We start from the raw sequence: 25530 nt of genomic DNA, 5'->3' as shown, positions 1-25530 counted from the left end.
CGGAAGTCTCCGGTGCCGCTCTGAGGCGCGGGAGCCGCCTCAGCTCTCGACCAGTGCCGCGGGCACCGGCCGTACCGGTTCGCTGTCGCCGTCCTCCTCGGGGCGGCGGCGCCCGCGCCACCAGCCGAACGCCGCGAGGGCCGCGACGCCGAGCAATGAGGCGCCGCCGATCGCCTCGCCGAGGTGCAGGCCGGGCGGGGTGAAGGAGCAGGAGACCGAGGTGGCGCCCGCGGTGACGGGCACGGAGATCAGCCCGAGGTAGGAGCGCGCGGGGTGCCTGGAGCCGTTGTCGGTGGCGCAACTCCAGCCCGTGATGGCCGGGGCCGCGACGACCGCGAATCCGTGCGCGCCGGAGGGGAGTTGGGCGCTGATGCCGTCGTCGGTCACCTGGACGCGGGTGGCGGCGCCCGCCGCCAGCTTCCGCTCGGCGGCGGCGAGCCTGCCCCGGTCGAGGCAGCCGACGCCGTCCGAGGAGAGGGTGCCGGGCTCCAGGGCCCGTACCTTCAGGGCGAACTTCCCGCCGCCGCGCGGCACATCGCCCAGGCGCTCGACGGCGGCGCGGTGGGTGGGCATCCGGCCGAGGAAGTCGACCGGCGCGGCGCCCGGGAGCGTGACCTGACCCTTGAAGTCCGGTGACCAGAAGTACACTTCGCTGCCCGCGGGGCAGGACGTCCGCAGCGAGTACGTACTGGTCCGCGGATGCCGCACGTACCCGGTGACCCGGTACCCCTTCGGGGTGCGCGGCATCAACCGGCCCTTGCTGTCGCGCAGTTCGGCGCTGGTCGGGGTGTAGACGGCGGAGCCGAGCAGCAACTCCTGGTTCCGGTACGGCGAGAGGCCGTAGCGCCCTGCCGGTGCGGCGTCGCGCATCGTCACCAGCGGCGGCACCTCCTGCCGGGTGACGGTCGGCGGCACGTTCGGCGGCACGTTCGGCGGCGGGTTCACATGCACCTGGTGCGGGTCGCGGCGCGAGTGGACGCGCGCGCCGACCGAGAAGATGACGTCGGTGACGGGGTTGTCGAGGCTCTGCAACGACCGGCCGCGCGAGGTCCAGCCGCCGCCGAGCGCCATCAGGGTCTTCGTCCACACATCGGCGGTGAGGCTGCTGTAGTACTGCGCGCCCTGGCCGTCGACCATCAACGGGTCGTTCCCGACGGTCTGTTCGCGTCCGGGATCGGTGCGGTAGTCCGGCCAGCCGTCGGCCTTCGCGACGGCGTCGTACTGGTACGTCTCGCGCTGGCCCCACTGCCCGTAGTCGTCCATGGTCGCCAGCCGCTTCCTGACGTCCCAGGCGTTGGTGAACGCCGACTGCCCGATCTGGGCGCCGATCAGCAGCGTCGCGGCCAGCACCACGGGCAGCGTGGCGTTCGCGGAAGCCTTGGCGGGCGCGGAAGCACTGGTGGCCGCCGAAGCCCTGGTGGGTGCGGTGCCGGTTCCCGCCGCCCCGCCGTGCGACCGTTCCGCCGCCCAGCGCAGCAGCAACAGGGCGCCGATCGTGGCCACCAGGCCGAGCGCGAGCAGCGGATACGTGCCCTGCCCGGTGACGCCCTTCTCCGCACCGAAGCGCGTGATGGCCACCAGCGCCGCCATCACGCCCGTGGCCCACGCGAGTTGACGCCGGCCGGGCAGACCGTGCGCGAAGGCGAACCACCCGGCGATCACCATCATCCCGCTGAGCACGAACGTCTCGCGGTACGCGCTGCCGTTGGGCGTGGTGAAGGCGTGCCACAGCAGATGCGTCGGCTTCCACTGGAACGACGCGGTGACCACCAGCACCAGCACCGTCCACACCGTGCGCGTGCGGCGCGGCACCGCCGGGTGGAAGGGCAGCGCGAAGGCCAGCAGCAGCGCCGCGGTGTCGATGTACGTGGACGGCGTCGTGAAGCCGTACGTGCCGGGGAGCATCCGGCCGAGCAGGTCCGACCACGGCTTGGGCTCGAACTCCTGCACCAGGCCGGGGTAGGCGAGCTTCGTCCCCTTGAAGATGGTCAGCACCAGCGGCGCGGACAGGCCGATGCCGAACACCATGCTGCGCGCGGCCCTGCCGAGCGCGCGCAGCCACTCGCGCGGCGCACGCGTACCGCCGGGGCCGCTGACGCCCGGTGCGGTCCCGTCCTGTGCGGTCCCGTCCTGTGCGCCCGCGTCCGGCGCGGTCGTGTCGCCGCGGTCGGGCTCGGTCAGCAGCCGGGCGATGAGGACGAGCCCGGCGCCGATCGTCGCCATATACGCGGTGTAGAAATTCGCGATCCAGCACAGGGCGACCACGAGGACGCTCAGATACGGCCGCCGCGCGGTCCGCGCCCACTCCCCCACCAGGCACAGCAGCGGGAACGCGATCAGGCCGTCCAGCCACATCGGGTTGTACGACGCGAGCATCACCGTCCAGCCGCACAGCGCGTACGACGCGCCGAGCGCGCCCGCCGCCCACCACCGGCCGGGGCGCAGCGCCAGCAGCAGTACGGCCATCGCCGCGGCGGCGGCGCCGATCTTCAGCACGGTCACGGCGTAGACGGCGAGGTCGATCCGGTCGCGCGGGAAGAAGGCGACCAGCAGCGCGAAGGGGCTGGAGACATACGTGCCGAGGTCCGGCAGGAAGCTGCTGCCGTAGCCGGACTGCCAGTTGAGTAGGAGCCCGCCGTCGGCCCTGCCGTGCAGCAGGTCCCACAGGTGCGCGTGGTACGGGACGAACTGATTGCCCAGGTCATTGACGCTGCGCGTGCGCGAGCCGAACGGGTAGCTGCCCGCGACCGCGTCCCCGATACAGAAGGCGACCGCCGCGACGCCCGCGGCGAGCAGCGCCGCCTGTGTGCGCGCGGCGAGGAACCATGACCTCACGCGCCCGACCGCTCCCGGAGGGACTTCTTGAGGTGCCATCGGTTCCCCCGGTACGCATGTTCTGTGAATGTCGCCAGATATTAGGCATCCCCGACAGACAGGAACGCGACATTCCACCGACTCCGAGGTGAACGTCAAACACCCGCCCGGTGCCCGAAGGCAACCGGACGGGTGGAGGATCACACAACGGACGGCGTCACCTGGTGCCGCGTCCGACTGGACGAAGCCACAACCGACGGCGTCACATGATCAGACGCGTACGGGTTCGTGCTCCTCCTCCGAAGCACCGGTCCCCGAGGCGCCGCCGCCGGTAGTCACCGTGTCACCGAGGCTCTTGCGGAGCTGCTCACCCTCGACGTCCACATTGGGCAGCGCGCGGTCGAGCCAGCGCGGCAACCACCAGGCGGAACGCCCGAGCAGCGCCAGCACGGCGGGGACGATGGTCATACGAACGATGAACGCGTCGAAGGCGACCGCGATCGCGAGGCCGAAGCCCATCATCTTGATCATCGACTCGGAGGAGCCGATGAAGCCCGCGAAGACGCTGATCATGATGACCGCCGCGGCGGACACCACCCGCGCACCGTGGTTGAAGCCGGTGACGACGGCCTGGCTCGGCGACTCCCCGTGGACGTACGCCTCCCGCATCCGGGTGACGAGGAAGACCTCGTAGTCCATCGCGAGACCGAACACCACACCGATCATGAAGATCGGCATCATGCTCATGATCGGCCCGGTCTGCTCCACGCCCATCAGGCCGGACAGCCAGCCCCACTGGAAGACCGCCACGACCGCGCCCAGTGCCGCGAGCACCGACAGCAGGAAGCCGAGCGCCGCCTTGAGCGGCACCAGCACCGACCGGAACACGAGCATCAGCAGCAGGAACGCCAGGCCCACGACCAGCGCCAGATACGGCACCAGCGCGTCGTTCAGCTTCTGCGACACGTCGATGTTCATCGCCGTGGTGCCGGTGACCAGGACGTGCGCGCCGGTCGTACCGGTGAACTCACCCTGATGCCCGCGGATCGCGTGCACCAGGTCCTCGGTCTGCGCGCTGCTCGGCTTGGAGTCCGGCACCACCGAAAGGGTGGCCGTGTCGCCCTTGGTGTTGAAGGCGGGCGCGTTGACCGTCTTCACATCGGGGAAGCCGGTGATGGTCGTCTTGATCCGGTCGACCGCCGCCTTCGGGTCGTCGCTCGCCGCGGCGTCGACCACCACCATCAGCGGCCCGTTGAAGCCCGGCCCGTAACCGTCGGACAGCAGGTCGTACGCCTTGCGCTGGGTCGTGCTGACCGGCTGCGAACCGTCGTCGGGCAGGCCCAGTTGCATGCTCGTCATCGGGATCGCGGCCAGGCCCAGCGCCACGACGCCCGCGACCAGGATCGGCACCCGGCGGCGTACCACCATGCGCGCCCAGCGGGTGCCCATGTTCGGCTTGCCGGTGTCGACCGCGCGCCCCTTGCGGACCTTGCGGCTGAGCGCCTTCGGTCCCGCGAAGCCGAGCAGCGCGGGAATCAGGGTGAGCGCGATCAGCACGGCGATGGCGACGGTGGCCGCCGCGGCCAGCCCCATCTTGGTCAGCATCGGGATGTTGACCACGGCCAGGCCCGCCAGCGCGATCAGCACGGTCAGACCTGCGAAGACCACCGCGGAGCCCGCCGTGCCGACCGCCCGGCCGGCCGCGTCCTCACCCTCTCGGCCCTCCATCAGTTCATGCCGGTGCCGCGACACGATGAACAGCGCGTAGTCGATACCGACCGCCAGTCCGATCATCGACGCGAGCGTGGACGACGTGCTGGACAGACCGAGCGTGCTGGCCAGCGCGGTGATCGACGCGATACCGATACCCACACCCATGATCGCGGTCAGCAGCGGGAGCCCCGCCGCGACCAGCGAACTGAACGTGATCAGCAGCACGACCGCCGCGATGCCGACACCGATGATCTCGCTGTTCCCGGTCTCCACCGACGCCTGGAGCGCCGTACCGCCGGTCTCCACCGTCAGCCCGGCGTCCCTGCCGTGCTGCGCCGCGTCCTCCAGCGCCGTGTGCGTGGCGTCGGTGATGTCGGAGGACTTGGCCGTGTAACTGACCGACGCGTAAGCGGTGGTGCCGTCCTTGCTGATCGCGTCACCGCCGGCGGCGAACGGATCGGCGACCGTCGCCTTCTGCGGTGTGCTCTTCAGCTCGTCGACGACCTTCTCGACCGCCGCCTTGTTCGGTCCCGCGGTGATCTTCTGACCGTCGGGTGCCTGGAAGACCATGCGCGCGCTCGCGCCGTCGGCGTTCGTGCCGGGGAAACGCTCATGCAGCAGGTCGAACGCCTGCTGCGCCTCGGTGCCGGGCACCGTGAAGTTGTCGCTCGGCGCGGACGGCGCGGTCGCCGCGCCGACACCGGCGAGCGCCAGCAGCGCCACCCATATCAGTACGACGAACCGCCGTCGCCGGAAAGCGAGCCGGCCCAGCTTGTAGAGGAATGTGGCCATGGGGGCATGGGCTCCCGTCAGGAGGATGGAAATGTGGGCGTGAGGAACCAGCCCGACGACGAGAGCGGCGTGTCAGGTGGAGCGGTGGTGCGGGGAATGTCGTGCTGAGTCGTGCCGGGGCGCCGAGTCGTGCTGAGTGGCGCGGGGAAAGGTCAGATCACATCAGTGGTCACTGCGCTTCGTCACGACAGACGCAGGGCGGGGACGACCACCGCGTCGATGTATCTGTGTGAGAAGTCGGGGTCGGGGTCGAGACCTTCGATGATGGGCCGCGCCAATGCGGCCCCGAACAGCAGGTGCGGGACGAAGTCGCGTGCCGGATTGTCGGCGGCCAGCTCACCGCGGTCCACGGCGCGCTGCACAAGAGCCCGGAAGCTGACCAGCTCCGGCTCGATGAGCAGCTCCCGCAGGGCGCGGAACAGGTCCTCGTTCCTGAAGGCCGCGTGAGCGAGCCCGCGCATGAGTTCCTGGTCCCGCTTGGTCTCGTCCTGGTCGTGACAGCGGATGAGTTCGTGCAGGTCACCGCTGAGCGAGCCCGTGTCGATGTCCGCCGTGGACACCGACTTGGAGTGCCGCAGCGCGGTGGCCACGAGTTCCGGCTTGCCCTTCCACTGGCGGTAGAGGGTCGCCTTGCTGGAACGCGTACGGGACGCGACCGCGTCCATCGTCAGCGCCTCGTAGCCGACCTCACGCAGCAGCTCGACCACCGCCGCGTAGAGCTCGTGCTCGCGCTCGGGGGTCAGGCGCGTACGACGCGTGGCGGAAACCTCAGCCGTCATGTCGCCCTGCCCTCCGAGTCGAAACGATGTCGTACACATAACCATAGACGGCCCGCGATCGAAACGCCACCGTTTCGATCGTGGGTCGAATCACGTTCACGACGCTCAACCGTGCCCGCGCCCTCGCGCGTACGGATTCACCCCGCCCAGGCGCGGCGCCGCGGTCGACCTCGCGTCCGGGCTCAGGCGGGAAGCGCCAGCGTGTGACCGGTGTGCTCGACCTTCGCCCGCAGGTAGCTGACATTCGCCGCCGACACGTGGACGGCGGTCGGAATCCGCTCGACCACGGCCGTCCCGAGCGCGGTGAGCTGCCGCGCCTTGTCCGGGTTGTTGCTCAGCAGCCGTATGCCGTCGACCCCGAGCGCCGCCAGCATCTGGGCCGCCGCGGTGTAGTCCCGCTCGTCCTCGCCGCGCCCGAGCGCGCGATTCGCCTCGTACGTGTCGAGGCCGTCGTCCTGGAGCGCGTACGCGTCGAGCTTCGCGTACAGACCGATCCCCCGGCCCTCCTGCCGCAGATACAGCAGATACCCGCCGGTCTCCGCGATCCGCTCGACCGCCTCGCGCAACTGCGGCCCGCAGTCGCACCGCTGCGACCCGAACACGTCCCCCGTCAGGCACTCCGAATGCGGTCTGACCAACGGCGACTCGGCGCCCTCGTAGTCCCCGAGTCCCAGCGCCAGGTGCTCCTTGCCGTCCACCAGACCGGTGAACGTGAACACGTCCGCCGTCGTCCCCCACCCGTCCGAGAACCGCAGCGGCACCCGCACCTTCGTCCGTATCCCGGCGGCCGGCAGCGGATTCTCCCCGCCCCGCGCCGCGTTGACCGCCGTGCCCGACGCACTGGTCGACACCTTCGACGCCATGCTGACCCCCCTCATAAGATCTTGAAACATCAAGCTCTTTCGGCGGTCGGATTATTTCCCCCGCCCCGAGATGTGACCCAGGCCACACGCCCGGGTCGGCGTCTCCGCTCCCCCCGACCCGCCCGATACGGCCGCCCCCGGGTCCGCCATGCGCACTGACCGTCAGCCGCAAGCTGTTCCGGCACCGCCAGGCCGACCAGGCGATCGGCGCGATGTGCGCGTCCTACGTCAACTCCGCCAACCTCGGCATCCCGGTCGCCGCACACGTCCTGCACGACACGTTCTTCATCGTGTCGTGCAGGGCTCTTCCAGATGCTCTTCGTCACCCCGCTGATCCTCGTCCTGATCGACCTCGACACCTACCGCGGCGTCGGCGCACTGTGGCGGCGCATGCTCCGACTCCCCTTCCGCAACCCGGTGATCGCCGCCTCCGCCACGGGCCTGGCGGTGGCCGCCACCGGACTGGCCCTGCCCGCCGAAGTGGTCTCCCCCGTCCAACTGCTCGGCGGCGCGGGCGTTCCCTCCGCGCTCTTCGCCCTCGGCATGTCGCTGCACGCCCGTTCCCGCCCCACCCCGGCCGCGCGCACCGAACGCCGCCCTGGTCGGTCTCAAGACCGTCGTCCACCCCCTCCTGGCCTATCTGCTGGCCCGCTACGCCTTCACCCTCTCCGGCCACGCCCTCTTCGCCGTCGTCCTGTGCGCCGGACTTCCCACCGCGCAGAACGCCTTCATCTTCGCCTCCGAATACCGGCTCCCCACCGACCTCCCCCGCGACACCGTCCTGCTCACCACCCTGCTCTCGATGGTCACCCTCACCCTGATCGCCTACGCGCTCGGCTGACCCCCGCCCCCACCGGCGGACGGCGTCACCGGCTGCCCCACCTCGTACGTGAGATAGGCGAATTGGCCGACCCGCTCCACGTCCGTCAACCGCAGCCGCCCCCCGTCCAGCCGTCGGGGCAGCAGCGGCGCCCCCGCTCCCAGCGTCACCGGCGCGACGCCGAGGATGATGTCGTCCAGCAGCCCGGCGTCGGCGAAGTTCCCGACCAACTCGCCGCCGCCGAGCAGCCACACGTTCTCCCCGTAGCCGCGGCTGCCACCGCTCCCCTCCAGCGCCGCGGCCACCATCTCCGCGTGCACCGGCCGTACGTCACCCTGGACGAAGCGGATGTCCGCCCCCGGCACGGCGGGCAGATCGTCCCGGTGCGTGAAGACCCAGCACGGCCGGTCCCCGTACCAGCGCCGCCACTCCTCCGGCCGGTCCACCACCTTCTCGTGCTCCAGCACCCAGCGGTACGTCGTCGCACCCATCGCCAGCACCCCGACGCCCGCTATGAAGCGCTCGAACGGCTCTCCGGGTTCGGTGTCCACCTCGAAGAGCCAGTCGAGCGAATTCGCCTCATCGGCGAGGAATCCGTCGAGCGTGGTCGCTGTGTAGTACTGAGTCCTGGTCACGGTCACAGCCTGCCACCCACCACTGACAATTGCCCCTCAAGCGGACATCGGCGCAGGTCGGCCGCGCTCAACGCCGCGGCAACGGCGGCCCGTCCCGGTCCCGGGCCCTCACACCCCGAGCTGGCGTGCGGCGGCGTCCACCGTCTGCGCCAGCAGCACGGCGATCGTCATCGGCCCGACCCCGCCCGGCACCGGCGTGATCAGCCGCGCACGACCGCGGGCCGTCTCGAAGTCCACGTCGCCGACATTGCCCGCGTTGTACCCGGCGTCGATCACCACCGCGCCCGGCTTGATGTCCTGACCCCGGATCAGCCGGGCCCGCCCCACCGCCGCCACCACGACGTCCGCCTCCGCGACCACCGCGGCCAGGTCCTCGGTACGCGAGTGGCAGTACGTCACCGTCGCGTCCTTCGCCAGCAGCAGCATCCCGACCGGCTTGCCCAGGATCGCGCTGCGGCCCACCACGACCGCGCGCTTCCCCGCGAGCCCGACCTCGTACTCCTCCAGCAGCCGCATGATGCCGCCCGGCGTGCACGACACGAATCCCGGCAGGCCGAAACTCATCGCGCCGAACGAGCTGACCGTGACGCCGTCGACGTCCTTCTCCGGCGCGATGGCCTCGAACGCCGCCCGCTCGTCGATGTGCGGGCCCACCGGATGCTGCAACAAGATGCCGTGCACCTCGGGGTCGGCCGACAGCGCGCCGAGCGTCTCCACGAGTTCCGCCGTACTGGTCCGCGCGGGAAGCGCCACATGGCGCGACAGGATTCCGGCCTTCGCGCTGCGCGACTGCTTCATCCGCACATACGTCACCGACGCGGGATCCTCACCCACCAGCACCGTCGCCAGGCACGGCGCGAATCCTGTGCGCCGCGCAAGGATCGACGCCCTGGCGGCGGTCTCCCCCATGATGCGCCGGGCAAGACCGGCCCCGTCCATGAGCCGCGCGGTATGTGTCGATGCCACCGTTGCCTCCAGGCGTGTTCAGTCCACTCGCCCAGGCGCACGGCACCGACGTATGCGTCAGGCCGCTCCCCGGTGGTACTCCACCTCAGCGCCAGTCACGGCCCACCCGCACTCTATCCGCCCCCGCCGCCCCCGCCCCGTGTCGCCGGTGGCGGTCCGGGGCCGCAAGCCGCCCTGAAAAGCTCCGCCGCCCTGAACCGTCGCGAACGGACCCCGTAAAACGACAGAAATCCCGTCCGATCATGAAGACCGGCGGGATTCCGTCAAACGTTCCCGAAATCGCCCAGGAACGGCCCTGTTGTGGGGTGTTGACGGATACCTCTGATCAGGCACACGTGGCGCCCGTGAAGATCGCTTCCCGCGGCAAGGTTGATCGTTTCCCGCGCGAGGTGTCAGCGAGGGGCCTCAGTCCCACCAGAAGTCCCAGTTGTGGACACCGGTGAGCCGCTCAGCGTACGCGCCCAGTGTGTACGGGCGTCTGCCCTGCCAGATGTTGTCAGGGCAGAAGGCGAAGTGCTCCGCAGCGACCAGGAGGGCGTCCTCCTCAGTTGTGGGTGGGGCTGCGACGCTGAGATGCAGGGTGGAGAAGCCGACAGCGACGACACGGGCGCCGAACCGGTTCTCCCAGTCGCCGACGATCGCGGAGAACTTCGCCGTGTCGTTGTCGTAGTTGGCGGGACCGGACCATCCTGCCGTTGCGAGGGCTTCTGCGCCGGATGCGGCGGTGACCAGCCCGAGACGCGACTTGGGGTGGTCGGAAAGGAACACCTCGGCGTACTCGGCGGCCAGTTGGTCAGCGCTCAACACGGCTTCTCGGCTGGGTGCGCGTCCAGGCCAGCTTTGCTCGAAGGGGGCGGTGACGGCGAGGCGCCGATCGGCCGACAGCATGTCGTCGTCTTCATCGACGGCGGTATACGTCGCCCACCACTTCGCGAGAAGGGCGGTTGGGTCGTGGCCCGTGGCAGCGGACATCTGCTCTGGAAAAACCTCGCCCGATCCCCAGGGGCGGAATTCGGCATCCTCGGGGTCGAGCGCGTCCAGCAGCAGGGGCCACTGGCCGGAGCCTCTGTGTTCGGCGTGCATCCGAGCCCACAGCCCGGCTGCGGCCGGCTCGTCGCTGAGCCATAGGGGTTGGGAATCCCCATCGCCTTCACTGGACGTGATCATCCGGCCGGGCGGCATCACTGAGCGGATCCGAGCACACCGTCACGGAACTGTTGGAAGGTGTGCCAGCCCGACGTCTGTCCCGGATTGATCAGGTCCCCTTCGGCGAGATCGAGCACCTTGCACCGCAAAGCCTCTGCAAGGCGGAAGACGGGTGCCAACACGTCGTCGCCGGAGCCCCGAATGTGAAGCATGATCGAGTCCACCGGGTCTTCCGAGCCGATGCTGAGTTCGATGGACCAAGTGGGGCCGGACAGGTCGCCCCACGTGGGGTCCGAGAGATCAGCTTCGGGAACGGCCCGGGTGACAGCCGCGAGCACGTCGCATTGCCGGCCGAGCGGTTCCGACGAGTAGTCGTCGGGAAGCTCGTGCATCGAGGTGACCTCGTCGGGCAAGCGGAGGAGGAGCACATCCCAGCTCATGGTGGCCTTTCAGGCAGGACTCAAGTAGCGGTCGCGGTCGGTCAGATCAGGCTGAACTGCTCTCCAGGAGGCTGTGGCAGGAGCACGTTCTGCAACTGGCGGACGTTCGCGCGCCAGGAGGCGCCACTCGGCTCGGCCCACAGCTCCATCAGATCGGACGGCTCGGTCATGACACGGCCGAGGGCCTGACGTGCCAGATCGCGCAGGCCGGGGAGATCAGGAAGGAGCTCTTCCGGCCCATAAACGGGATCAGCAGGCTCACCCCCGGGACACTGCGCCGCGACGAGGGCGGCCGCGGCCACGACTACCTCTGATTCTGGCGCTTCGTGGTAGTCCACGGTGTCGATCACACGGGTGAGAGCGCCGCGGACGAGGCCCTCGCGTTCGCCTGCGGCAGCCTCGTCAAGGTCGCCACAGAAGTCCGCTGCGGTGTCGTTGCCAAAGGGGCCGACGTCCCAAGTGCCCATAAGTCTCTTCCCATCACGGTGCTGATCGAGGAATCCTGACAGAGGCCACTGACAGCGGCCGCACGGACCGGACCAGCGTGAAGTACGCCGGGGTCGGGAACGGCTGCCAGACGTGGGTCTGACCAGCACGTCCAACGCCTTTGGAGATCGCTTCCCGAGTGGTGATCGCTTCCCGGGAGAAGCGTGGGCCGCCTATGGGGCGGAAATGTCATGCAGGTTGCCGCATGCGTCCTCTCGGATGTGCAGCCGACGCAGGTCTTGCAGTGCTGCGGCTGGGAAGGGGTGTTGCACCCACTTTGCTCGGTAGCCCTCTTCGCCGTGAAGCCGCAACACTGACTGCGCGGCCTCGATGACAGCGTGACTCAGGGCGCTACGGCTTTGCGTCGAGGTCCATACGAGCGTGCCGGCCTCGTCGTTCGCGTCGAAGCTCGCGGACATGTCTGGGAAGCGGTAGATCGTTATGTCCACGTCCGGCCCCAGACGTCGGAGGACCCACCTGACTTCGGCCGGTTCGAGGTCGAAGGAAAACCGGTGGACGGAGTTCAGGCTGTAGAGGCCGGCAACGCTGTGAAGCAGGTCGGCAAGGGCATCGGTGAGGTAGCTGACGATGTCCTTGCGCTCCGACGACCCGTCTGCGATGCGGCAGGTTGCCCAGCCGGACCCGCTGAGTTCCCAGCTGAACTGGAGATCAGGCACCGGCCTCGTCCTCCCACCTTCGGCGTCCGACTTGGCGAAATTGGGCCAACAGCCGGAAGAACTCCTCGACCGGTGTGGAGTCCGCTGGTGTCGCACGCTCGATGCCTGCTGCCCAGCTGAGGGAACCGGAGATGCCCTGCTGCTCACGAAGCCAGTAGGTGAAGTCCCCGTCGGGCCAGAAATCGAAGGGTTCGTTGATGTCGTGCACGCCCAGTGCGACTCGGTAGCCGATGAGGATGGAGTGCAGGTGCTGGAGTGAGCCGCCGGGAAGCCACATGCCAGGTCGCAGACGGACCTGCTCCAGGAAGTCGTAGACGCTGGTGCACTCCTGCCAGTGCTTGACGCTGTTCTGGGGGCTGTCCTCTGCCGGCACGAGATGAGCTTACGGCGCGGACGGGAGTTGTCGTGGGGCGACGCGGTGCGGGCGGAAGGCAGGCGTGTGTGGTTGTTTGGGGGCATGAGCGGTCACCTTCTGCGATCTTGGTGCGCTCCCTTCTACGGTTGCCTGGAGCTTCGGAGGCCGTGGAAGCCGGCTGTCGGCTGCGGGCGACTGGCGGGACGAGATGACATCGCTGTTTCAGCGTCTGGATGAGGAAGAAGCCATCGTGCGCGGCGAGTTGTCCGCGTTGCGGGAGAAGATCACCGTCGCCGAGGAACGGCTGGCGCGGTTGACCATCACCCGGGAGACGGCGGAATCGCTTCTGGGCGGCGGTGCTTCCACCGAGGGTCCTCAGGCAGCGTCGGAAGAGGCCGGGCAGGCGCCGCCCGCCAGCAGTTCGCCCCGCGGTTCGGCCGAGGTCTCAGCTTCGGCTGATGGCGATAGCTCGGGTGCTTCTGCTGCGTCCGGGACCCAGTTGGACTGGGAGGTGGCACGCGAGCAGATGCTGGTGCTTCTGGCTGGGGCTGGGCGGGCGATGAAGGTGCAGGACATCTGCGCGGCGATCGGCGAGGACGTCACGAGCACGCGGCGGGTGGAGACGACCCGTTCCCGGCTGAAGCGGATGGCGAAAGAGGGCCGGGTGGTTGAAGGCCCGACGGCGTATTTCGCGATCGCGCCCACGGCTGGCGGACACCGTCAGGAAGGAGTGGGCATGAGGTGACGCGACGGCCGCCGGTGCGGCCGGGGAGGGTGGCACCGCCGAGGGTTCAGCTCGGCGGTGCCGAATGTGCGTGAGCGCCCAAGTGAACGGTGGCTCCCGCGTTTTCGAGCGTAGTAGATGCCTTTCCCCCTCAAAGCGTGGAGCCGCGAAGTCGTCATGCCCGGTCGCCGTTGTGCGGTTCCGGGCGCGAATCGAGGCTCAATGCGTCCCAGTTCGATCGGTCGTGGAATCTCGCGGCCACAGCCGCCCTCCGGTGAACGCGCCCAGTCGGGCGACAGTGGCCACGTCGGGCCAGGACCGGCCCGGCGAGCAGATCCGCGATGGCCTGCCGGTTGACTCCGGAACCGGCCGCCGCCGCCCGCAGGCTCAGTCCCTGATCGGCCAGCGCCCGGGTGAGGGCGTCAGCGATCTGTCGAACCGCCTCGGCCGCGGGGTCGGGGCTGGTCTGTTCGGGCCAGGCTTCCGGATCGCGGGTCATCTGCCGGGGGGAGCGTGCGCGGGCGCGTCCGCCGACCATGCGCGCACCATCCTGTCAGTCGAAGTCGATCACGCTTGGAATGGCTGCTTGTCCAGCCGGTATGTATGGACCGTAGTCGTTGATCCCGATACGTCTGCGAAGATCGCCCGCTACCGCCCCCGGCAGGCTCCACCGCTCTGGGACGAGGTCGCGCCACTCGTCAGCTCGGTGGCCGCTGCCACGGTGAGCTCGGTTCCCTACGAGGTGGAGAGGCTGCTGCACGTCCTCGGGCGCCTGGCGTTGTGGGCCGAGTCGGCGGGGCTGGAACGCGATCCGGATACGTGGTTGCGCAATGAGGTGATCGACGCGTTCGTCCTGTCGCGGGCAGGAGACATCGAAACGTCGTCGGTGCGGACCTACCGGACGTGGCTCCTGCGGGTGCGGGATGCTCTGGCCTTCAGCGAGCGCGGAGAGGCAGCCCCGTCGCGGATGCACGCGGAAGCGTCTCCGCACCCGCCCTACACGGCAGCCGAGTTGGCGGGTCTGCGGCACTGGGCCGATCACCTGCCGGGCCAGCAGCGGACCGATGCCCTGGCACTTCTGGGCCTGGGCGCGGGGCTGGGGCTCACGCCCGGGGAGGTGGCGGCCAGTCGCGGCGTCGATCTGCGGCGTCCTCGCCAAGGCGGGCCGCTGCTGCACAAGGGCGTCAAGCGTCTGGTCCCGCTCGTCGCCCGAGCCGGCTGGGATGCCCGGCTGGGCGAACTGGCGGAACGGGCGGGCAGCGGGTACGTGTTCCGGCCCGGGCGGACCGTCGAATACTCCAAGAACCTGATCGGCTCCTGGTCCCTGATGCACCGGCCGCCGGGGAATACGCCCGCGGTGTCCGTGGGCCGGCTGCGAGCGACGTGGATCGTCGAGTGATGCGCGCGCATATTGATCACCACCTGATCGCCCAAGCGGCCGGACTGGCTTCCGCCGCCTCCCTGGCCCGCTGGCAGCATCTGGTGCCGCCCGTGGACGAGGCGACCGCAGCCCGGCTGTTGCGGGGCCCGGAGCAGCGGTGACCAAGCCCCGGGCCTGGCGGAACCCGGAGAAGATCAAGCACTGCCGACCCCGGCCGGTGACCGACGCCCCCTTCGAGATCCCCGATTCCAAGGTCGGCCAGCTCGATGCCGTCCTGCACCAGTCCGGGGTGCTGGAGCTGATTGACGCCGAGTTGGCGGGCCGCCCGGGACCGAAGGGGCTGCCAGTCCGGACCGTGCTGGTGGGATTGCTGCTGGCGCTGCCCTACCACCGCAGCGCGAGCCTCGCGGACATCTGCCGGTTCTGCTCGATGAGCTGCGGGCCCCTACCCGCTCCTGGCTCGGCATCCCGGACAACAGCAGGGCTGACGGCCACGCCAGGATCGCGTTCTCCCGCCGCGTCTACCGGTCCTTCGACCGCCTGACCACCGCCCTGGACCCGCAGCGCTGCGACCGGCGCCGCCGGCTTCCCGCCGAAGAGGCCGGGATCGTGGCCGACGCCTGGGAGGACACGGACGCCGAGCACAAACGGCGCCTGGAGCTGCTGCAGGAGATCAGCGATCGTCTGATCCTGATCACCGTCCGCCTCGCTCACCGCCGGGGCCTGCTCAAGGGCTGGCGGGGCGACATCGGCGCCGACACCACACCGATTCCCGACTGGCACCGTCCGCACCGTGAACGGCGGGGCCTGGCCTCCGTCGAGCTGACCGCGGGCTCGCATTACTGCGGAGGCTCCGAGGAAGGAATCTTCGGGCACTCCGCCAGCCTCCTGGTCGCCGCCAGCCGACGGCACCCCGCAGGTCACCCGCAGGCCGGTGAACGTGTCAGCCGGCATCCGCAACTCGCCCTCGGCCTGGACACCCCGGGCAAGCGCATCGGCCCGAACGCCGTCCACTCCCTGGCCCAGCTCGCCCCGTTCGGTTTCCCGACGGGACTGCTGGCAGCCGACCGCGCCTACACCGACCAGACCACCGAGAACTTCGCACAGCCGGTCCGCACCATGGGCTACCAGTTGGTCCTCGACTACAAACAGCAGTACCGCGGCGTCCAGGGCACCTACCAGGGCGCCCTCCTCGTCGGCGGGTCCCTCGCCTGCCGTAACCTGCCCCCGCTTCAACCACTCCCACCGCGTCCCCGCGCCGCAGTCGGCCGTCGTCGACCTCACCAACAAGCGAGCCACCGCCGCACACACCGCTGCCAAGCCCACCGTCCCGATCCCGCAAGGCGAACGGCTGCGGCCCTTGCCCATGAACGAACTGCCGCGGATCTGCCAGAAGCCGACGATCACCGTCCGGCCAGGTGGCCTCGGCAAACTCGACAAATTCCGCCAGGACCGCCATTACCTCCACCCCACCTGGCAGGACATCTACCGGCCCGAGCGGGCGAACATCGAAGGTCTCAAAGGCAGAGCCAAGAGCCACGGCCTCGACATCTCCGACCCCGCCAAACGGCTCGCCCACGGGCGAGTCGCGCAGACCATCCTGCTCGCGCTGATGATCTGCAGCATCAACCTGCACATCCTGTTCACCTGGCAGCAGACCACCGGCACCGAGCGAGCCCTCACCACCCTCTGCGAAGCCGGCGCACCCAGCGGTCCTGCCCTCTCGCCTCCCGCCGCGACCAGGATTCCTCCGCCCGCACGACCGCAGATCCGCACCGTCACCTGAGAGCTCAGCACCACACGCGATCACGCACGCCCGGCTAAGGCCCCGGAACACCCTCCGCACCCGACCCGCCCCGGCCCCACAGGCTGACGACACCGGACAGATGTCACGACGCCTGCCGCGTTCGGACAGCACATCGAACAGACACCAGAAACGACGAGATCCCGCCCGATCAATCAGATCGGACGGGATCTCGTCAACCGCTCACCAGACAACTCGTAAACAGTTGGTTGTGGACCTGAGGGGATTCGAACCCCTGACCCCCTCGATGCGAACGAGGTGCGCTACCGGACTGCGCCACAGGCCCTTGCAACGAGGAAAACTCTAGCATCCCGAGACGGGTGGTCGTGAACGCGATTCACGCTGGTCCGGATGTCCGGGAAGCCTGGCGGCACTACTCGTTGGCGGCGCGGGGGCGGTCGGAGGGGTCGGCGTACTGGTCGAAGAGCGGGGTGCGGGGGGTGCGCGGGCGCGGGCGGCGCGGCTGGGGGGCGGCCGGGGCGGACTCCTGCGCGGCAGCCGCCGGGGCGGATTCCGCGGCGGCGGTGCCGGACCTGGCGGCGCTCCACGTGTCGGGCGCGCCGGGGTCGACGCCGCCCGGCGTACGGGGGGCGACCGGAGCCGTCACATAGGTGGGCAGCGGGACCGGTACGGGCTCCCAGCCGTCGTCGTTGTTCTGCTGCGCGCGCTGCTGGTCGACCCACTCGGCGTGGTCGGTCTGCTCGACGAGGGCGCGCCGGTCAGCCGTACGCGGCGAGGGCGCGGGGCGTTCGGCGGGCGCCGCCTGGTGCTGGTGCTGGTGCTCCTCGGCGGCCGGTTCGGGGCGGGCGCGCAGGCGTCGGGCGGCCTCGGCGGCGTACCGCTGGTCGATGCGCACCTCGAAGCGACGCCGCTCCTGGCGACGCATCTGGCCGATGTAGACCGTCAGCAGAACGGCCGGGATGGCGGGCGCCCAGAGCAGCGCGACGCCGCCGACGGCCGCCGCGACGGCGCCGACGGTGAAGCCGAGGAAGAGCAGTGTCGTGGTGCGGCGACGGCGCGCGAGCACCTTGGCACGCGGGTTGGGCACGCCGGGACGGGCACCATGCGCGGTGTGCGCACCATGCGCGCCGGCCGCGCCCTGAGTACCGCGTGCTCCGTGGACGCCGTGGGCGCCCTGCGGGATGCCCGGCCGCACCTCGGTCGCGGGTACGGCGAGTCCGCGGACGTCCACCGCTCCGGCGAGGTCGTCCTCGGATACGTCGTCGGCTGCGTCTTCCGCGGGTTCGACGCTCTCACCTCGCGCCTTCGCGACACGCCGCTCCATCGCCGCGCGCCCGGACAGAAGCCGGATGGCGGTGCTGAAGCGTTCCGTCGGACGCGCTTCGTTGAGCTCATCCTGCCTACGGAGCCACATGGGCACCAAGTAGGCAGCCCAGGCCCCGACGATGACTGCGTAGATGAGGCCACTACTGCTCACGCGTTACACGGTAGGGGTGATCGAGACACGCCATACGCAATTTGGCCCGGTGTGTCGCACGATCTGGCTGATATGCCGAGATTTTTTTGCGATTGGCTTCATTTTCGAACAATTGTTTTATTTCTGGTGCGTCCCGGGCCTGGCCTGCCGCCAGCGGTTCAGCAACCCCTCCGGGACTTCCTCCGCCGTCAGCGCGTAGACCAGATGGTCCCGCCATCCACCGTCGATATGCAGATAGCGCGGACGCAGCCCCTCCTCCCGGAAACCGAGCTTTTCGGCCACCCTGCGGCTGGGACCGTTCTCCGGGCGAATGCACACCTCGATGCGGTGCAGTCCGACGCGCCGGAAGCAGTGGTCGACGGCGAGCGCCACCGACGTCGGCATCACACCGCGCCCGGCGACCGCCTCGTCCACCCAGTAACCGACGTGCGCCGAGCACATCGACCCCCAGGTGATGCCCGCGACGGTGAGCTGCCCCGCGAGCCGCCCCTGGTACTCGATCACGAACGGCAGCATCCGGCCCGCGCTCGCCTCCGAGCGCAGGTGCCGCACCATCTGACGGTACGTGGGGCGCTGCGCGACATGGCCGGGCGGGGCGGGCGGCACGGTGGCCTCCCACGGACGCAGCCAGTCGCGGTTGCGCCGGTTGACCTCGCGCCAGGCGCGCTGGTCACGCATCCGGATCGGGCGGAGGGTGATGTCACCGTCCACCAACTCAACCGGCCAGGACCCGTTCAGCTCGGTCTCCCAGGGACTGAAGTCGTTTGGTCATTCAAGTGATCGCCGCCATGGATCTGGTCGACGGCGTGCACCAGGAGCGGGGCGAGTACGGCGAGGCCGTCCTTGACCCCGCCGCTCGAACCGGGAAGGTTCACCACCAGCGTGCGCCCGCACACCCCCGCCACGCCACGGGAGAGCACGGCGGTCGGCACCTTCTCCCGGCCCGCCGCGCGGATCGCCTCGGCGATACCGGGGATCTCGTAGTCGAGCAGTTCCCGGGTGACCTCGGGGGTACGGTCCGTCGGCGAGATACCGGTGCCGCCGGTGGTCACCACCACGTCGTACGCGGCCTCGGCCGCCTCGCGCAGCGCCTCGCCGACGGGCGCGCCGTCGGGTACGACCCGCGGGCCGTCCACGGTGAAACCCCACTCCTGGAGCGCGGCGACGATCAGCGGGCCGCCGCGGTCCTCGTACACCCCCGCGGAGGCGCGGTTGGACGCGGTGACGGCGAGCGCGCGCAGGGTGCGGCCCGGCGCGGCCTGCGGTACGGCGGGCCCGGTCATGCGCGGTGCCAGTCGCCGGACTTGCCGCCGGTCTTCTCCTCGACCCGCACATCGGTGATGACCGCCGCCTTGTCGACGGCCTTCACCATGTCGATGACCGTGAGCGCGGCGACGGTGACCGCGGTCAGCGCCTCCATCTCCACCCCGGTGCGGTCGGTGGTCTTCACGGTGGCGGTGATCTCCACGGCGTCGTCGGCGACCACCAGGTCGACTGTCACACCGGACACCGCCAACGGGTGACAGAGCGGGATCAGGTCAGGGGTGCGCTTGGCGCCCATGATCCCGGCGATCCGCGCGGTGGCGATGGCGTCGCCCTTCGGAACGCCTGCGCCGCGCAGAAGTTTGATGACGCCGGGATCGACCAGGACCCGTCCTGTCGCCCTGGCCGTGCGCGCGGTGACGTCCTTGGCGGAGACGTCGACCATTCGGGCCGCGCCTGCCTCGTCGAGGTGGGTGAGGTGCTGCTGCGCGCTGCTCATCGTTCTCCCGGTGCGGTCTCTTGGGCAGACACCGTACCGGCAGGGACCTCCGCGCGGCCCGCGGGTCCGCGCCGGTGTGCGCGCGGACCACCCGGCGGCCGATCGCCTACGGCTCCAGCACCACCACTTCGACATCCGCCCCGGCCTCGACCGAGGTGTCGGCTTCCGGTACGACAATCAGCGCGTCGGCGTGCGCGAGCGCCCTGACCAGGTGCGACCCGGAACCGCCGACCGCCGTGACCGTACCGGACGCCCGGTCGTAGTGACCGCGCAGGAACTGCCGCCTGCCTTCCGGCGACCTCTCGATCGCGGTGACGCACACCGCGCGCACGACCTCCCGGTGCACCGACCCGGCACCCATCAGCGTGCGGATCGCGGGGCGGACGAACAGCTCGAAGGACACGTACGCGCTCACCGGATTGCCGGGCAGCGCAAGCAGCGGCGTGCGGTCGGGGCCGATCCGCCCGAAGCCCTGCGGCTTGCCCGGTTGCATCGCGAGCTTGCGGAAGTCGACATGTCCACTTGGCGCGGAGATGTCACCCTCACCGTCGTCGTCGTTGGCGTTCATCTCACTGCCGTCCGCGATCGACGACAGTGCTTCTTTGACGACGTCATACGCGCCGACGCTCACACCGCCGCTGGTGACGATGATGTCGGCGCGGATGAGCTGGTCCTCGATAGTGGCGCGAAGCGTCTCGACCTCGTCGGCGACGGCGCCGACGCGATACGCGATGGCGCCCGCCGCCCGCGCGGCGGCGGTGAGCGCGAAACTGTTGGAGTCGTAAATCTGACCGGGTCCGAGGTCCTCACCCGGCTGCACCAACTCGCTGCCGGTGGACACCACGACCACCCGCGGCCGGGGCCGCACCTTGACGGCGCCGCGCCCGATCGCCGCGAGCAGCCCGATCTGCGCCGGGCCGAGAATCGTACCGGCGGCCAACGCCAACTCCCCCGCGGCGACATCACTGCCGCGAGCCCGCACGAACTGCCCGTGCTCCACCGGCCGGTGCACCCGCACCTCACCCGCCGCGCCGGCCGGATCGGTGCTGTGCGCGCTCATGCTCGCCGCCGGGCCGCCACCGGTGCCGCCGTCGGTCCACTCCACCGGCACGACACCCTCAGCGCCGGGCGGCAGCGGGGCGCCTGTCATGATCCTGGCGGCTTGGCCCGGTCCCACCGTGGGCAGTTCACCGCTTCCCGCCGCCACATCGCCGACCACGTCGAGCACCGCCGGGTGCTCCTCGGTCGCCGCCTTGGTGTCGGCGACCCGCACCGCGTAGCCGTCCATGGAACTGTTCTCGAACGGCGGCAGCGCCACCGGCACCGTGACGTCCTCGACCAGCACACACCCCTGCGCGTCGAGGATCTGCAACTCGATCGGTTCCAGCGGGGTCAGTTGACCCAGGATGCTGTCGAGATGTTCGGAGACGGACCACACCCGGTCGGCGTCATGACTCACTCTTGCATCTCCTCGGTGACGTACGAACGCAGCCAGGTCCGGAAATCTGGCCCCAGGTCATCACGTTCGCATGCCAGTCGGACAATCGCACGCAGATAGTCACCGCGGTCACCGGTGTCGTAACGCCGCCCGGTGAACACCACACCGTGCACCGGCCCGCCGGTGTGGTCCCGGTGCGACAACTCACGCAACGCGTCGGTGAGCTGGATCTCGCCACCACGCCCCGGCTCGGTCTTCTTCAGCACGTCGAAGACGGCGGCGTCGAGCACATAGCGGCCGATGACCGCATACGACGACGGTGCCTGGTCGGGGCTCGGCTTCTCCACCATGTCGGTGACGCGCACGACATCGTCGTCGCTCGTCGGCACCACGGCGGCTGCACCATAGAGGTGGATCTGCGAGCGATCGACCCGCATCAAGGCGACGACACTGCCGCCGTGCCGTTCCTGCACCTCCACCATGCGCGCCAGCAACGGGTCGCGGGGGTCGATGAGGTCGTCACCGAGCAGCACGGCGAACGGCTGGTCACCGACGTGCGGTTCAGCGCACAGCACCGCGTGACCGAGGCCCTTCGGGTCACCCTGGCGCACATAGTGCATGGTCGCCAGACCGCTGGATTCGCGTACCCGCGCGAGCCGGGACTCGTCACCCTTGCGGGTGAGTGCTTCCTCCAGCTCGTAGTTGCGGTCGAAATGGTCCTCCAGGGCGCGCTTGTTGCGACCTGTGATCATGAGCACATCGGAGAGCTGTGCGGACACGGCTTCCTCGACCACGTATTGAATGGCCGGCTTGTCGACCACGGGAAGCATTTCCTTGGGCGTCGCCTTGGTCGCCGGCAGGAAGCGGGTACCAAGACCGGCGGCAGGGATCACAGCCTTGCTGATCCGGGTACGAGGATGTGATTGCGTCATGCCGTGCACCATAGCGGGCAAGTATTTGCCCGAAGACGAAGGTACGACTGGTTGTGACGGATTGGTGACGGATGTGTGTGGTATGAGCGACGCCCGCGAGCGAAAAGCAGCACTGCGGACCCGGCTCCTGCGCACCCGACGCGACCTTACCGCCGCCGAGCGTGCCGCCGCAGCGACAGCGCTCTCGCAGACCGTACGCGGCCTGCCCGAACTGGCCGCCCCCGGACCGGTGGCCGCCTATGTGTCGATCGGCGCGGAGCCCGGCACCCGGGAGTTGATCGACACCCTGCGGAACGCCGGTACGCGCGTCCTACTGCCCGTCCTGCTCCCCGACAACGACTTGGACTGGGCCGCATACGACGGCCCCGACGCCCTGCACCGCACCGGACGCGGCCTGTTCGAGCCGACCGGCGAACGCCTCGGCCCCCAAGCCGTCACCACGGCGCGAGCCATTCTGCTCCCCGGCCTCGCCGTGGACGCGCGCGGCGTACGCCTTGGCCGCGGCGGCGGCTCGTACGACCGGGTCCTCGGCCGGCTGAGGGAGGCCGCGGTCGATCCGCTTCTCATGGTGCTGCTCTACGCGCACGAGGTGGTCGAACGGGTCCCGCAGGAACCGCACGACCACCTCGTAGACCTGGCGGTGACACCGGAAGGAGTGCACCGCTTCACCAGGTGATGTCATTCGCGCGTGACGTTTTCCGTCACCAGGTGCGCGATTACCGGTGTGGTTTACGGAGTGAGTGCCATCTTCGCCTTGGTGGACTTGTCCACCTGCTCGGCGGAGAACACCCAGGGGAGGAGTTCGCCGTTCGCCCACATATTGGTCTGGTCGGTGTAATGCGCGTTGTAGACGTGACCTGACGCGCCCGTCAGATTGATCCACCGGGACTTGTCGAGGTCCTGGAGATTGACGATCATCCGCATGGACGGGACCCAGACGACGTCGTAACCGCCCGCCGCGTTCCAGCCGGTCGCGTTCACGGCCGCCTCACCGCCGCCGAGCTGCCAGGGGCCGCGGTTGAGCAGCCACTTGAGCACGGCGGGGCCTTCGGTTCCCAGCGTCTGGTTCTTCAGCTCCAGCTTGTGGAGGCGGCCCCAGCTCCAGGTGTCGATGTCCTTGCCGAGCTTGGCGGTCAGTTCGTAGCGTGCGTCCTTCATGGCCTGCCCAAGGAGCTGGTCACGGTCACTGTGGTGCTTCTTGTCGGGGTCTCCGCTGAAGAACGCCGTTGTCGACATCGTCCACCAGGGGCTGTTCTGCTGCGGCAGCATCTTGCGAACGACCTCGAACCACCGGTCGCCGCCGTCCGGCTGCGCCTCGTCGGCATCCCGCTCGCCGCACTCGTGGACCGTGCCGCTGCTGCCGTCGAGATTGTCGACCGGCCCGGTCTGCCCGGCCGGGGGCACCCGCAGGCACTGACCCTCGGGACGCAATTCCTTGGGCAGCTTGTTGCCGAAGGCCAGCTTCAGGACATTGCGCCACACCGCGTTGAAGTACGCGGCGGCGGCGGAATCGGCGTCCTGGTTGAAGTCCCAGCCCTCCAGCAGTTGCTGCGCCTTGCGTACGTAGTCGCCCTTGTCGTTCGTGATGTTGATCTTCAGAAGATATGGAACGAGAAGCTTGGCGATCTCACTGCTGCTGTCGCCCTGCATCGACTGCATGTCGTCCATGGAGACCTTGCCGCCGTCCTTGATCTTGGACGCGATGAGGTCGTTGATGCGCTGGCTCCTGGTGCCGTATCCCCAATCCTCGGTCAGCAGGTACGGGTACTTGCTCTGATCGATGACGGCCTGGTTGGCGGTCACGATGTATCCGCGGGAGGGGTTGTACTCGTACGGCATCGACTTGAACGGGATCGTGCCCGTCCAGTCGTAGTGCGAGTCCCAGCCGGGCACCGGGTACGTACCGTCCACACCGTCGGCGCGCGTCGGCACCTGACCCGGCGCCTGGTAGCCGATGTTGCCCTTGGTGTCGGCGTAGATCAGATTCTGCGACGGGACCGCGAAGTCGGCGGCGGCGGCCCGGAACTGGTCGAAGTCCGTCGCCTTGTCGAGTTCGAAGACGGCGTCCATGGTCTTCGAGGGCTCGAGCGCCGTCCATCGCAGAGCGACGGCATAACCACTGTTGACGCCGCCCGGTGGATCGGTGACGGGTGCGGTCTGTCCGACGGTGCGGATCTCGTCGCTGCGGTCGGAGATCACGGGGCCGTTGTTGGTTTCGCGCACCGTAATAGTGCGGCTTTTACCACCCGCGACCTTGATGGTCTCCTGGCGCGTCTTGAAGGGCAGTTGCTTGCCGTCGTAAAGGTAGGTGCCCGCCGTGACCTTCTCCAGGTAGAGGTCGGTGACGTCCGCACCCAGGTTGGTCATTCCCCAGGCGATGCTCTGGTTGTGGCCGATGACGACCCCTGGCATTCCTGAGAAGGTGTAACCGGCGACGTCGTACGGGCAGGCGGCGTTCACCACCCGGCAGTGCAGGCCCATCTGGTACCAGAGGGAGGGAAGCTGCGGCGCCAGGTGAGGGTCATTGGCCAGCAGCGGCTTGCCGGTGGTGGTGTAGGTGCCGGACACCACCCATGAGTTGGAGCCGATGCCGTCACCCGACGGACCGAGCAGCGCGGGCATCTGGTCGATGATCTGCGAGATACCCGAAAGCTGTGTGTTGACCGAGCTGCTGAGTCCCTGCGGGCCGCCGGACGACGCGGGCTCGTACGCGCCGGTGATCTTGTTGACGGAACCGCCGTCCACGATCGGCCGGTTGCGGTCGTACGGATACGCCGGGTAGAGCTGCTTGATCTGCGCCTGGCTGAGGCGGCTGGTCATCAGGGCGCGGTCGATCTCGTCCTGCATGTTGCCGCGCAGGTCCCAAGCCATCGCTTTGAGCCAGGCGACGGAGTCGACCGGCGTCCAGGGTGCGGGTTTGTAGTCGTTGCTGAACGACAGCGCCGCGTACTCGACCGACAGTCCGGCGCCGCTGTGGTCCTTGAGGTAGGCGTTGACACCGTCGGAGTACGCCTGGAGGTACTTCTTGGTGGTGGCGTCGAGCTTGGTGTCGTATTCCTTCTGCGCGACGCCGCGCCAGTTCAGGGTGCGCAGGAAGGCGTCGGTCTCGACCTGGCCCTTGCCGAACATCTCGGACAGCCGTCCCGAGGTGAGATGGCGGCGTACGTCCATCTCGTAGAACCGATCCTGCGCCTGGACGAAGCCCTGGGCGCGGAAAAGGTCCTCGGGGCTGTCGGCGTAGACCTGGGGGATCCCGTTCGCGTCGCGCATGACGTCGACGGGCCCTGACAGGCCCTTGAGCTTCAGCGAGCCCGATGTCTGCGGGAAGGAGGCGCGGACGGTGCTCACGCTCCAGTAGGACCCGAATCCGATGCCCGCTACGAGCAGCAGCACGAACGCGATCACGATGAAGCGTACGCGGCGGGATTTCTTCCGTGCGGGCATCGCTGTCCTTCGAGGGGCAGGGCGGACCGGTGATCAAGGTGCTCGTTGTGCAAGGGCAACCATAGGGGCAGCCCAGCGGTCGGCGGCCGGTGGGCCGTGGAATGTCAAGAGAGCGTAAAAT

The 25530-nt window shown here is 69.3% G+C and carries 25 protein-coding genes, 1 tRNA gene and 1 riboswitch; of the genes, 6 read left to right on the top strand and 20 right to left on the bottom strand.

What is annotated here, in order from left to right; all coding sequences use genetic code 11:
• Nucleotides 1-39 precede the first annotated feature (39 nt).
• The 4 genes from ACFZAM_RS06960 to ribA all read right to left on the bottom strand — a co-directional run bounded on the left by ACFZAM_RS06960 (nt 40) and on the right by ribA (nt 6961).
• Nucleotides 40-2874 (bottom strand): YfhO family protein, encoded by a 2835-nt coding sequence (locus ACFZAM_RS06960; protein WP_391043407.1) that lies wholly within the window; start codon nt 2872-2874, stop codon nt 40-42.
• 210 nt (nt 2875-3084) lie between these two features.
• A complete protein-coding gene (locus ACFZAM_RS06955; RefSeq protein WP_355337882.1) occupies nt 3085-5319 on the bottom strand; it encodes an MMPL family transporter in 2235 nt (744 codons plus the stop codon).
• A gap of 182 nt (nt 5320-5501) precedes the next feature.
• A complete protein-coding gene (locus ACFZAM_RS06950; protein WP_188282412.1) occupies nt 5502-6098 on the bottom strand; it encodes a TetR/AcrR family transcriptional regulator in 597 nt (198 codons plus the stop codon).
• Between the two features lie 182 nt (nt 6099-6280).
• Nucleotides 6281-6961, bottom strand: coding sequence for a GTP cyclohydrolase II (gene ribA, locus ACFZAM_RS06945; RefSeq protein ID WP_355337878.1), 681 nt, complete (start codon nt 6959-6961; stop codon nt 6281-6283).
• Between the two features lie 598 nt (nt 6962-7559).
• On the opposite strand from ribA, the gene ACFZAM_RS06940 reads away from it, so the two are divergent.
• On the top strand, nt 7560-7802 hold the full coding sequence (locus ACFZAM_RS06940; RefSeq protein WP_391043592.1) for an AEC family transporter: 243 nt from the start codon (nt 7560-7562) through the stop codon (nt 7800-7802).
• Here the strand turns inward: ACFZAM_RS06940 and ACFZAM_RS06935 are convergent.
• The 7 genes from ACFZAM_RS06935 to ACFZAM_RS06905 all read right to left on the bottom strand — a co-directional run bounded on the left by ACFZAM_RS06935 (nt 7787) and on the right by ACFZAM_RS06905 (nt 12504).
• Nucleotides 7787-8416 carry a dihydrofolate reductase family protein gene (locus ACFZAM_RS06935; protein ID WP_391043403.1) on the bottom strand — a complete coding sequence of 210 codons (630 nt, stop codon included), beginning with the start codon at nt 8414-8416 and terminating at the stop codon, nt 7787-7789. The two genes, ACFZAM_RS06940 and ACFZAM_RS06935, sit on opposite strands and share 16 nt — an antisense overlap.
• A 108-nt stretch (nt 8417-8524) precedes the next feature.
• On the bottom strand, nt 8525-9355 hold the full coding sequence (locus tag ACFZAM_RS06930; RefSeq protein WP_391043590.1) for a tetrahydrofolate dehydrogenase/cyclohydrolase catalytic domain-containing protein: 831 nt from the start codon (nt 9353-9355) through the stop codon (nt 8525-8527).
• Between the two features lie 49 nt (nt 9356-9404).
• Nucleotides 9405-9491: riboswitch (ZMP/ZTP riboswitch) on the bottom strand.
• 296 nt (nt 9492-9787) lie between these two features.
• Complete coding sequence (locus ACFZAM_RS06925; RefSeq protein WP_391043401.1) at nt 9788-10465, bottom strand: DUF4253 domain-containing protein; 678 nt, start codon at nt 10463-10465, stop codon at nt 9788-9790.
• Between the two features lie 98 nt (nt 10466-10563).
• The gene (locus tag ACFZAM_RS06920) at nt 10564-10968 is read right to left on the bottom strand and encodes a hypothetical protein (protein WP_391043398.1); all 405 of its coding nucleotides are present in this window, start codon (nt 10966-10968) and stop codon (nt 10564-10566) included.
• A gap of 41 nt (nt 10969-11009) precedes the next feature.
• Entirely contained in the window at nt 11010-11435 is a 426-nt protein-coding gene (locus ACFZAM_RS06915; RefSeq protein WP_391043396.1) for a DUF4259 domain-containing protein, read from the bottom strand.
• A gap of 192 nt (nt 11436-11627) precedes the next feature.
• A complete protein-coding gene (locus tag ACFZAM_RS06910) occupies nt 11628-12131 on the bottom strand; it encodes a hypothetical protein (RefSeq protein WP_391043395.1) in 504 nt (167 codons plus the stop codon).
• Nucleotides 12124-12504: a hypothetical protein gene (locus tag ACFZAM_RS06905; protein WP_391043393.1), complete on the bottom strand. Its 381-nt coding sequence runs from the start codon at nt 12502-12504 to the stop codon at nt 12124-12126. The genes ACFZAM_RS06910 and ACFZAM_RS06905 overlap by 8 nt, the downstream gene beginning before the upstream one ends.
• Before the next feature lie 190 nt (nt 12505-12694).
• Between ACFZAM_RS06905 and ACFZAM_RS06900 the strand changes: the two genes are divergently transcribed.
• From ACFZAM_RS06900 to ACFZAM_RS06890, 3 genes are all read left to right on the top strand, one after another.
• Entirely contained in the window at nt 12695-13231 is a 537-nt protein-coding gene (locus ACFZAM_RS06900; protein ID WP_391043390.1) for a hypothetical protein, read from the top strand.
• Between the two features lie 253 nt (nt 13232-13484).
• Nucleotides 13485-14609, top strand: coding sequence for a hypothetical protein (locus ACFZAM_RS06895; RefSeq protein ID WP_391043388.1), 1125 nt, complete (start codon nt 13485-13487; stop codon nt 14607-14609).
• Nucleotides 14609-14752 carry a hypothetical protein gene (locus ACFZAM_RS06890; RefSeq protein ID WP_391043386.1) on the top strand — a complete coding sequence of 48 codons (144 nt, stop codon included), beginning with the start codon at nt 14609-14611 and terminating at the stop codon, nt 14750-14752. Before ACFZAM_RS06895 ends, ACFZAM_RS06890 begins: the two co-directional genes overlap by 1 nt.
• 223 nt (nt 14753-14975) lie before the next feature.
• Here ACFZAM_RS06890 and ACFZAM_RS06885 read toward each other — a convergent pair whose 3' ends face one another.
• Entirely contained in the window at nt 14976-15875 is a 900-nt protein-coding gene (locus ACFZAM_RS06885; RefSeq protein WP_391043383.1) for a hypothetical protein, read from the bottom strand.
• A gap of 82 nt (nt 15876-15957) precedes the next feature.
• Between ACFZAM_RS06885 and ACFZAM_RS06880 the strand changes: the two genes are divergently transcribed.
• A complete protein-coding gene (locus ACFZAM_RS06880; protein ID WP_391043380.1) occupies nt 15958-16377 on the top strand; it encodes a hypothetical protein in 420 nt (139 codons plus the stop codon).
• A 230-nt stretch (nt 16378-16607) separates the two neighbouring features.
• On the opposite strand, the gene ACFZAM_RS06875 is transcribed toward ACFZAM_RS06880, so the two are convergent.
• The 7 genes from ACFZAM_RS06875 to galU form a co-directional block, all read right to left on the bottom strand.
• A tRNA-Ala gene (locus ACFZAM_RS06875) sits at nt 16608-16681 on the bottom strand.
• 87 nt (nt 16682-16768) lie between these two features.
• Complete coding sequence (gene glpR / locus ACFZAM_RS06870; RefSeq protein WP_391043377.1) at nt 16769-17833, bottom strand: gephyrin-like molybdotransferase receptor GlpR; 1065 nt, start codon at nt 17831-17833, stop codon at nt 16769-16771.
• 117 nt (nt 17834-17950) lie between these two features.
• Complete coding sequence (locus ACFZAM_RS06865; protein ID WP_188279753.1) at nt 17951-18571, bottom strand: GNAT family N-acetyltransferase; 621 nt, start codon at nt 18569-18571, stop codon at nt 17951-17953.
• Entirely contained in the window at nt 18568-19116 is a 549-nt protein-coding gene (locus ACFZAM_RS06860) for a molybdenum cofactor synthesis domain-containing protein (protein WP_391043373.1), read from the bottom strand. Before ACFZAM_RS06860 ends, ACFZAM_RS06865 begins: the two co-directional genes overlap by 4 nt.
• Complete coding sequence (gene moaC / locus ACFZAM_RS06855) at nt 19113-19595, bottom strand: cyclic pyranopterin monophosphate synthase MoaC (RefSeq protein ID WP_355337867.1); 483 nt, start codon at nt 19593-19595, stop codon at nt 19113-19115. Before moaC ends, ACFZAM_RS06860 begins: the two co-directional genes overlap by 4 nt.
• A 106-nt stretch (nt 19596-19701) precedes the next feature.
• A complete protein-coding gene (glp, locus tag ACFZAM_RS06850) occupies nt 19702-21054 on the bottom strand; it encodes a gephyrin-like molybdotransferase Glp (protein WP_391043369.1) in 1353 nt (450 codons plus the stop codon).
• A complete protein-coding gene (galU, locus tag ACFZAM_RS06845; RefSeq protein WP_355337861.1) occupies nt 21051-21965 on the bottom strand; it encodes a UTP--glucose-1-phosphate uridylyltransferase GalU in 915 nt (304 codons plus the stop codon). The genes glp and galU overlap by 4 nt, the downstream gene beginning before the upstream one ends.
• Nucleotides 21966-22047: 82 nt before the next feature.
• On the opposite strand from galU, the gene ACFZAM_RS06840 reads away from it, so the two are divergent.
• Nucleotides 22048-22641, top strand: a complete 594-nt coding sequence (locus tag ACFZAM_RS06840) for a 5-formyltetrahydrofolate cyclo-ligase (RefSeq protein WP_391043365.1) — start codon at nt 22048-22050, stop codon at nt 22639-22641.
• A 53-nt stretch (nt 22642-22694) separates the two neighbouring features.
• Here the strand turns inward: ACFZAM_RS06840 and ACFZAM_RS06835 are convergent, their stop codons facing one another.
• Entirely contained in the window at nt 22695-25409 is a 2715-nt protein-coding gene (locus tag ACFZAM_RS06835; RefSeq protein WP_391043362.1) for a penicillin acylase family protein, read from the bottom strand.
• Between the last annotated feature and the right edge of the window lie 121 nt (nt 25410-25530).

The organism is Streptomyces sp. NPDC008079 (assembly GCF_042957385.1).
Classification (GTDB): Bacteria; Actinomycetota; Actinomycetes; order Streptomycetales; family Streptomycetaceae; genus Actinacidiphila.
This window is presented reverse-complemented; position numbering and strand designations above follow the sequence as displayed.

Bases quoted from the DNA above. Each gene is read 5' to 3' on its own strand.
- ACFZAM_RS06960 (WP_391043407.1), bottom strand. From the start codon at position 2,874: ATGGCACCTCAAGAAGTCCCTCCGGGAGCGGTCGGGCGCGTGAGGTCA.
- ACFZAM_RS06955 (WP_355337882.1), bottom strand. From the start codon at position 5,319: ATGGCCACATTCCTCTACAAGCTGGGCCGGCTCGCTTTCCGGCGACGG.
- ACFZAM_RS06950 (WP_188282412.1), bottom strand. From the start codon at position 6,098: ATGACGGCTGAGGTTTCCGCCACGCGTCGTACGCGCCTGACCCCCGAG.
- ribA (WP_355337878.1), bottom strand. From the start codon at position 6,961: ATGGCGTCGAAGGTGTCGACCAGTGCGTCGGGCACGGCGGTCAACGCG.
- ACFZAM_RS06930 (WP_391043590.1), bottom strand. From the start codon at position 9,355: ATGGACGGGGCCGGTCTTGCCCGGCGCATCATGGGGGAGACCGCCGCC.
- ACFZAM_RS06925 (WP_391043401.1), bottom strand. From the start codon at position 10,465: ATGCACGCCGAACACAGAGGCTCCGGCCAGTGGCCCCTGCTGCTGGAC.
- ACFZAM_RS06920 (WP_391043398.1), bottom strand. From the start codon at position 10,968: ATGAGCTGGGATGTGCTCCTCCTCCGCTTGCCCGACGAGGTCACCTCG.
- ACFZAM_RS06915 (WP_391043396.1), bottom strand. From the start codon at position 11,435: ATGGGCACTTGGGACGTCGGCCCCTTTGGCAACGACACCGCAGCGGAC.
- ACFZAM_RS06900 (WP_391043390.1), top strand. From the start codon at position 12,695: ATGACATCGCTGTTTCAGCGTCTGGATGAGGAAGAAGCCATCGTGCGC.
- ACFZAM_RS06890 (WP_391043386.1), top strand. From the start codon at position 14,609: ATGCGCGCGCATATTGATCACCACCTGATCGCCCAAGCGGCCGGACTG.
- ACFZAM_RS06880 (WP_391043380.1), top strand. From the start codon at position 15,958: ATGAACGAACTGCCGCGGATCTGCCAGAAGCCGACGATCACCGTCCGG.
- ACFZAM_RS06860 (WP_391043373.1), bottom strand. From the start codon at position 19,116: ATGACCGGGCCCGCCGTACCGCAGGCCGCGCCGGGCCGCACCCTGCGC.
- moaC (WP_355337867.1), bottom strand. From the start codon at position 19,595: ATGAGCAGCGCGCAGCAGCACCTCACCCACCTCGACGAGGCAGGCGCG.
- galU (WP_355337861.1), bottom strand. From the start codon at position 21,965: ATGACGCAATCACATCCTCGTACCCGGATCAGCAAGGCTGTGATCCCT.
- ACFZAM_RS06840 (WP_391043365.1), top strand. From the start codon at position 22,048: ATGAGCGACGCCCGCGAGCGAAAAGCAGCACTGCGGACCCGGCTCCTG.
- ACFZAM_RS06835 (WP_391043362.1), bottom strand. From the start codon at position 25,409: ATGCCCGCACGGAAGAAATCCCGCCGCGTACGCTTCATCGTGATCGCG.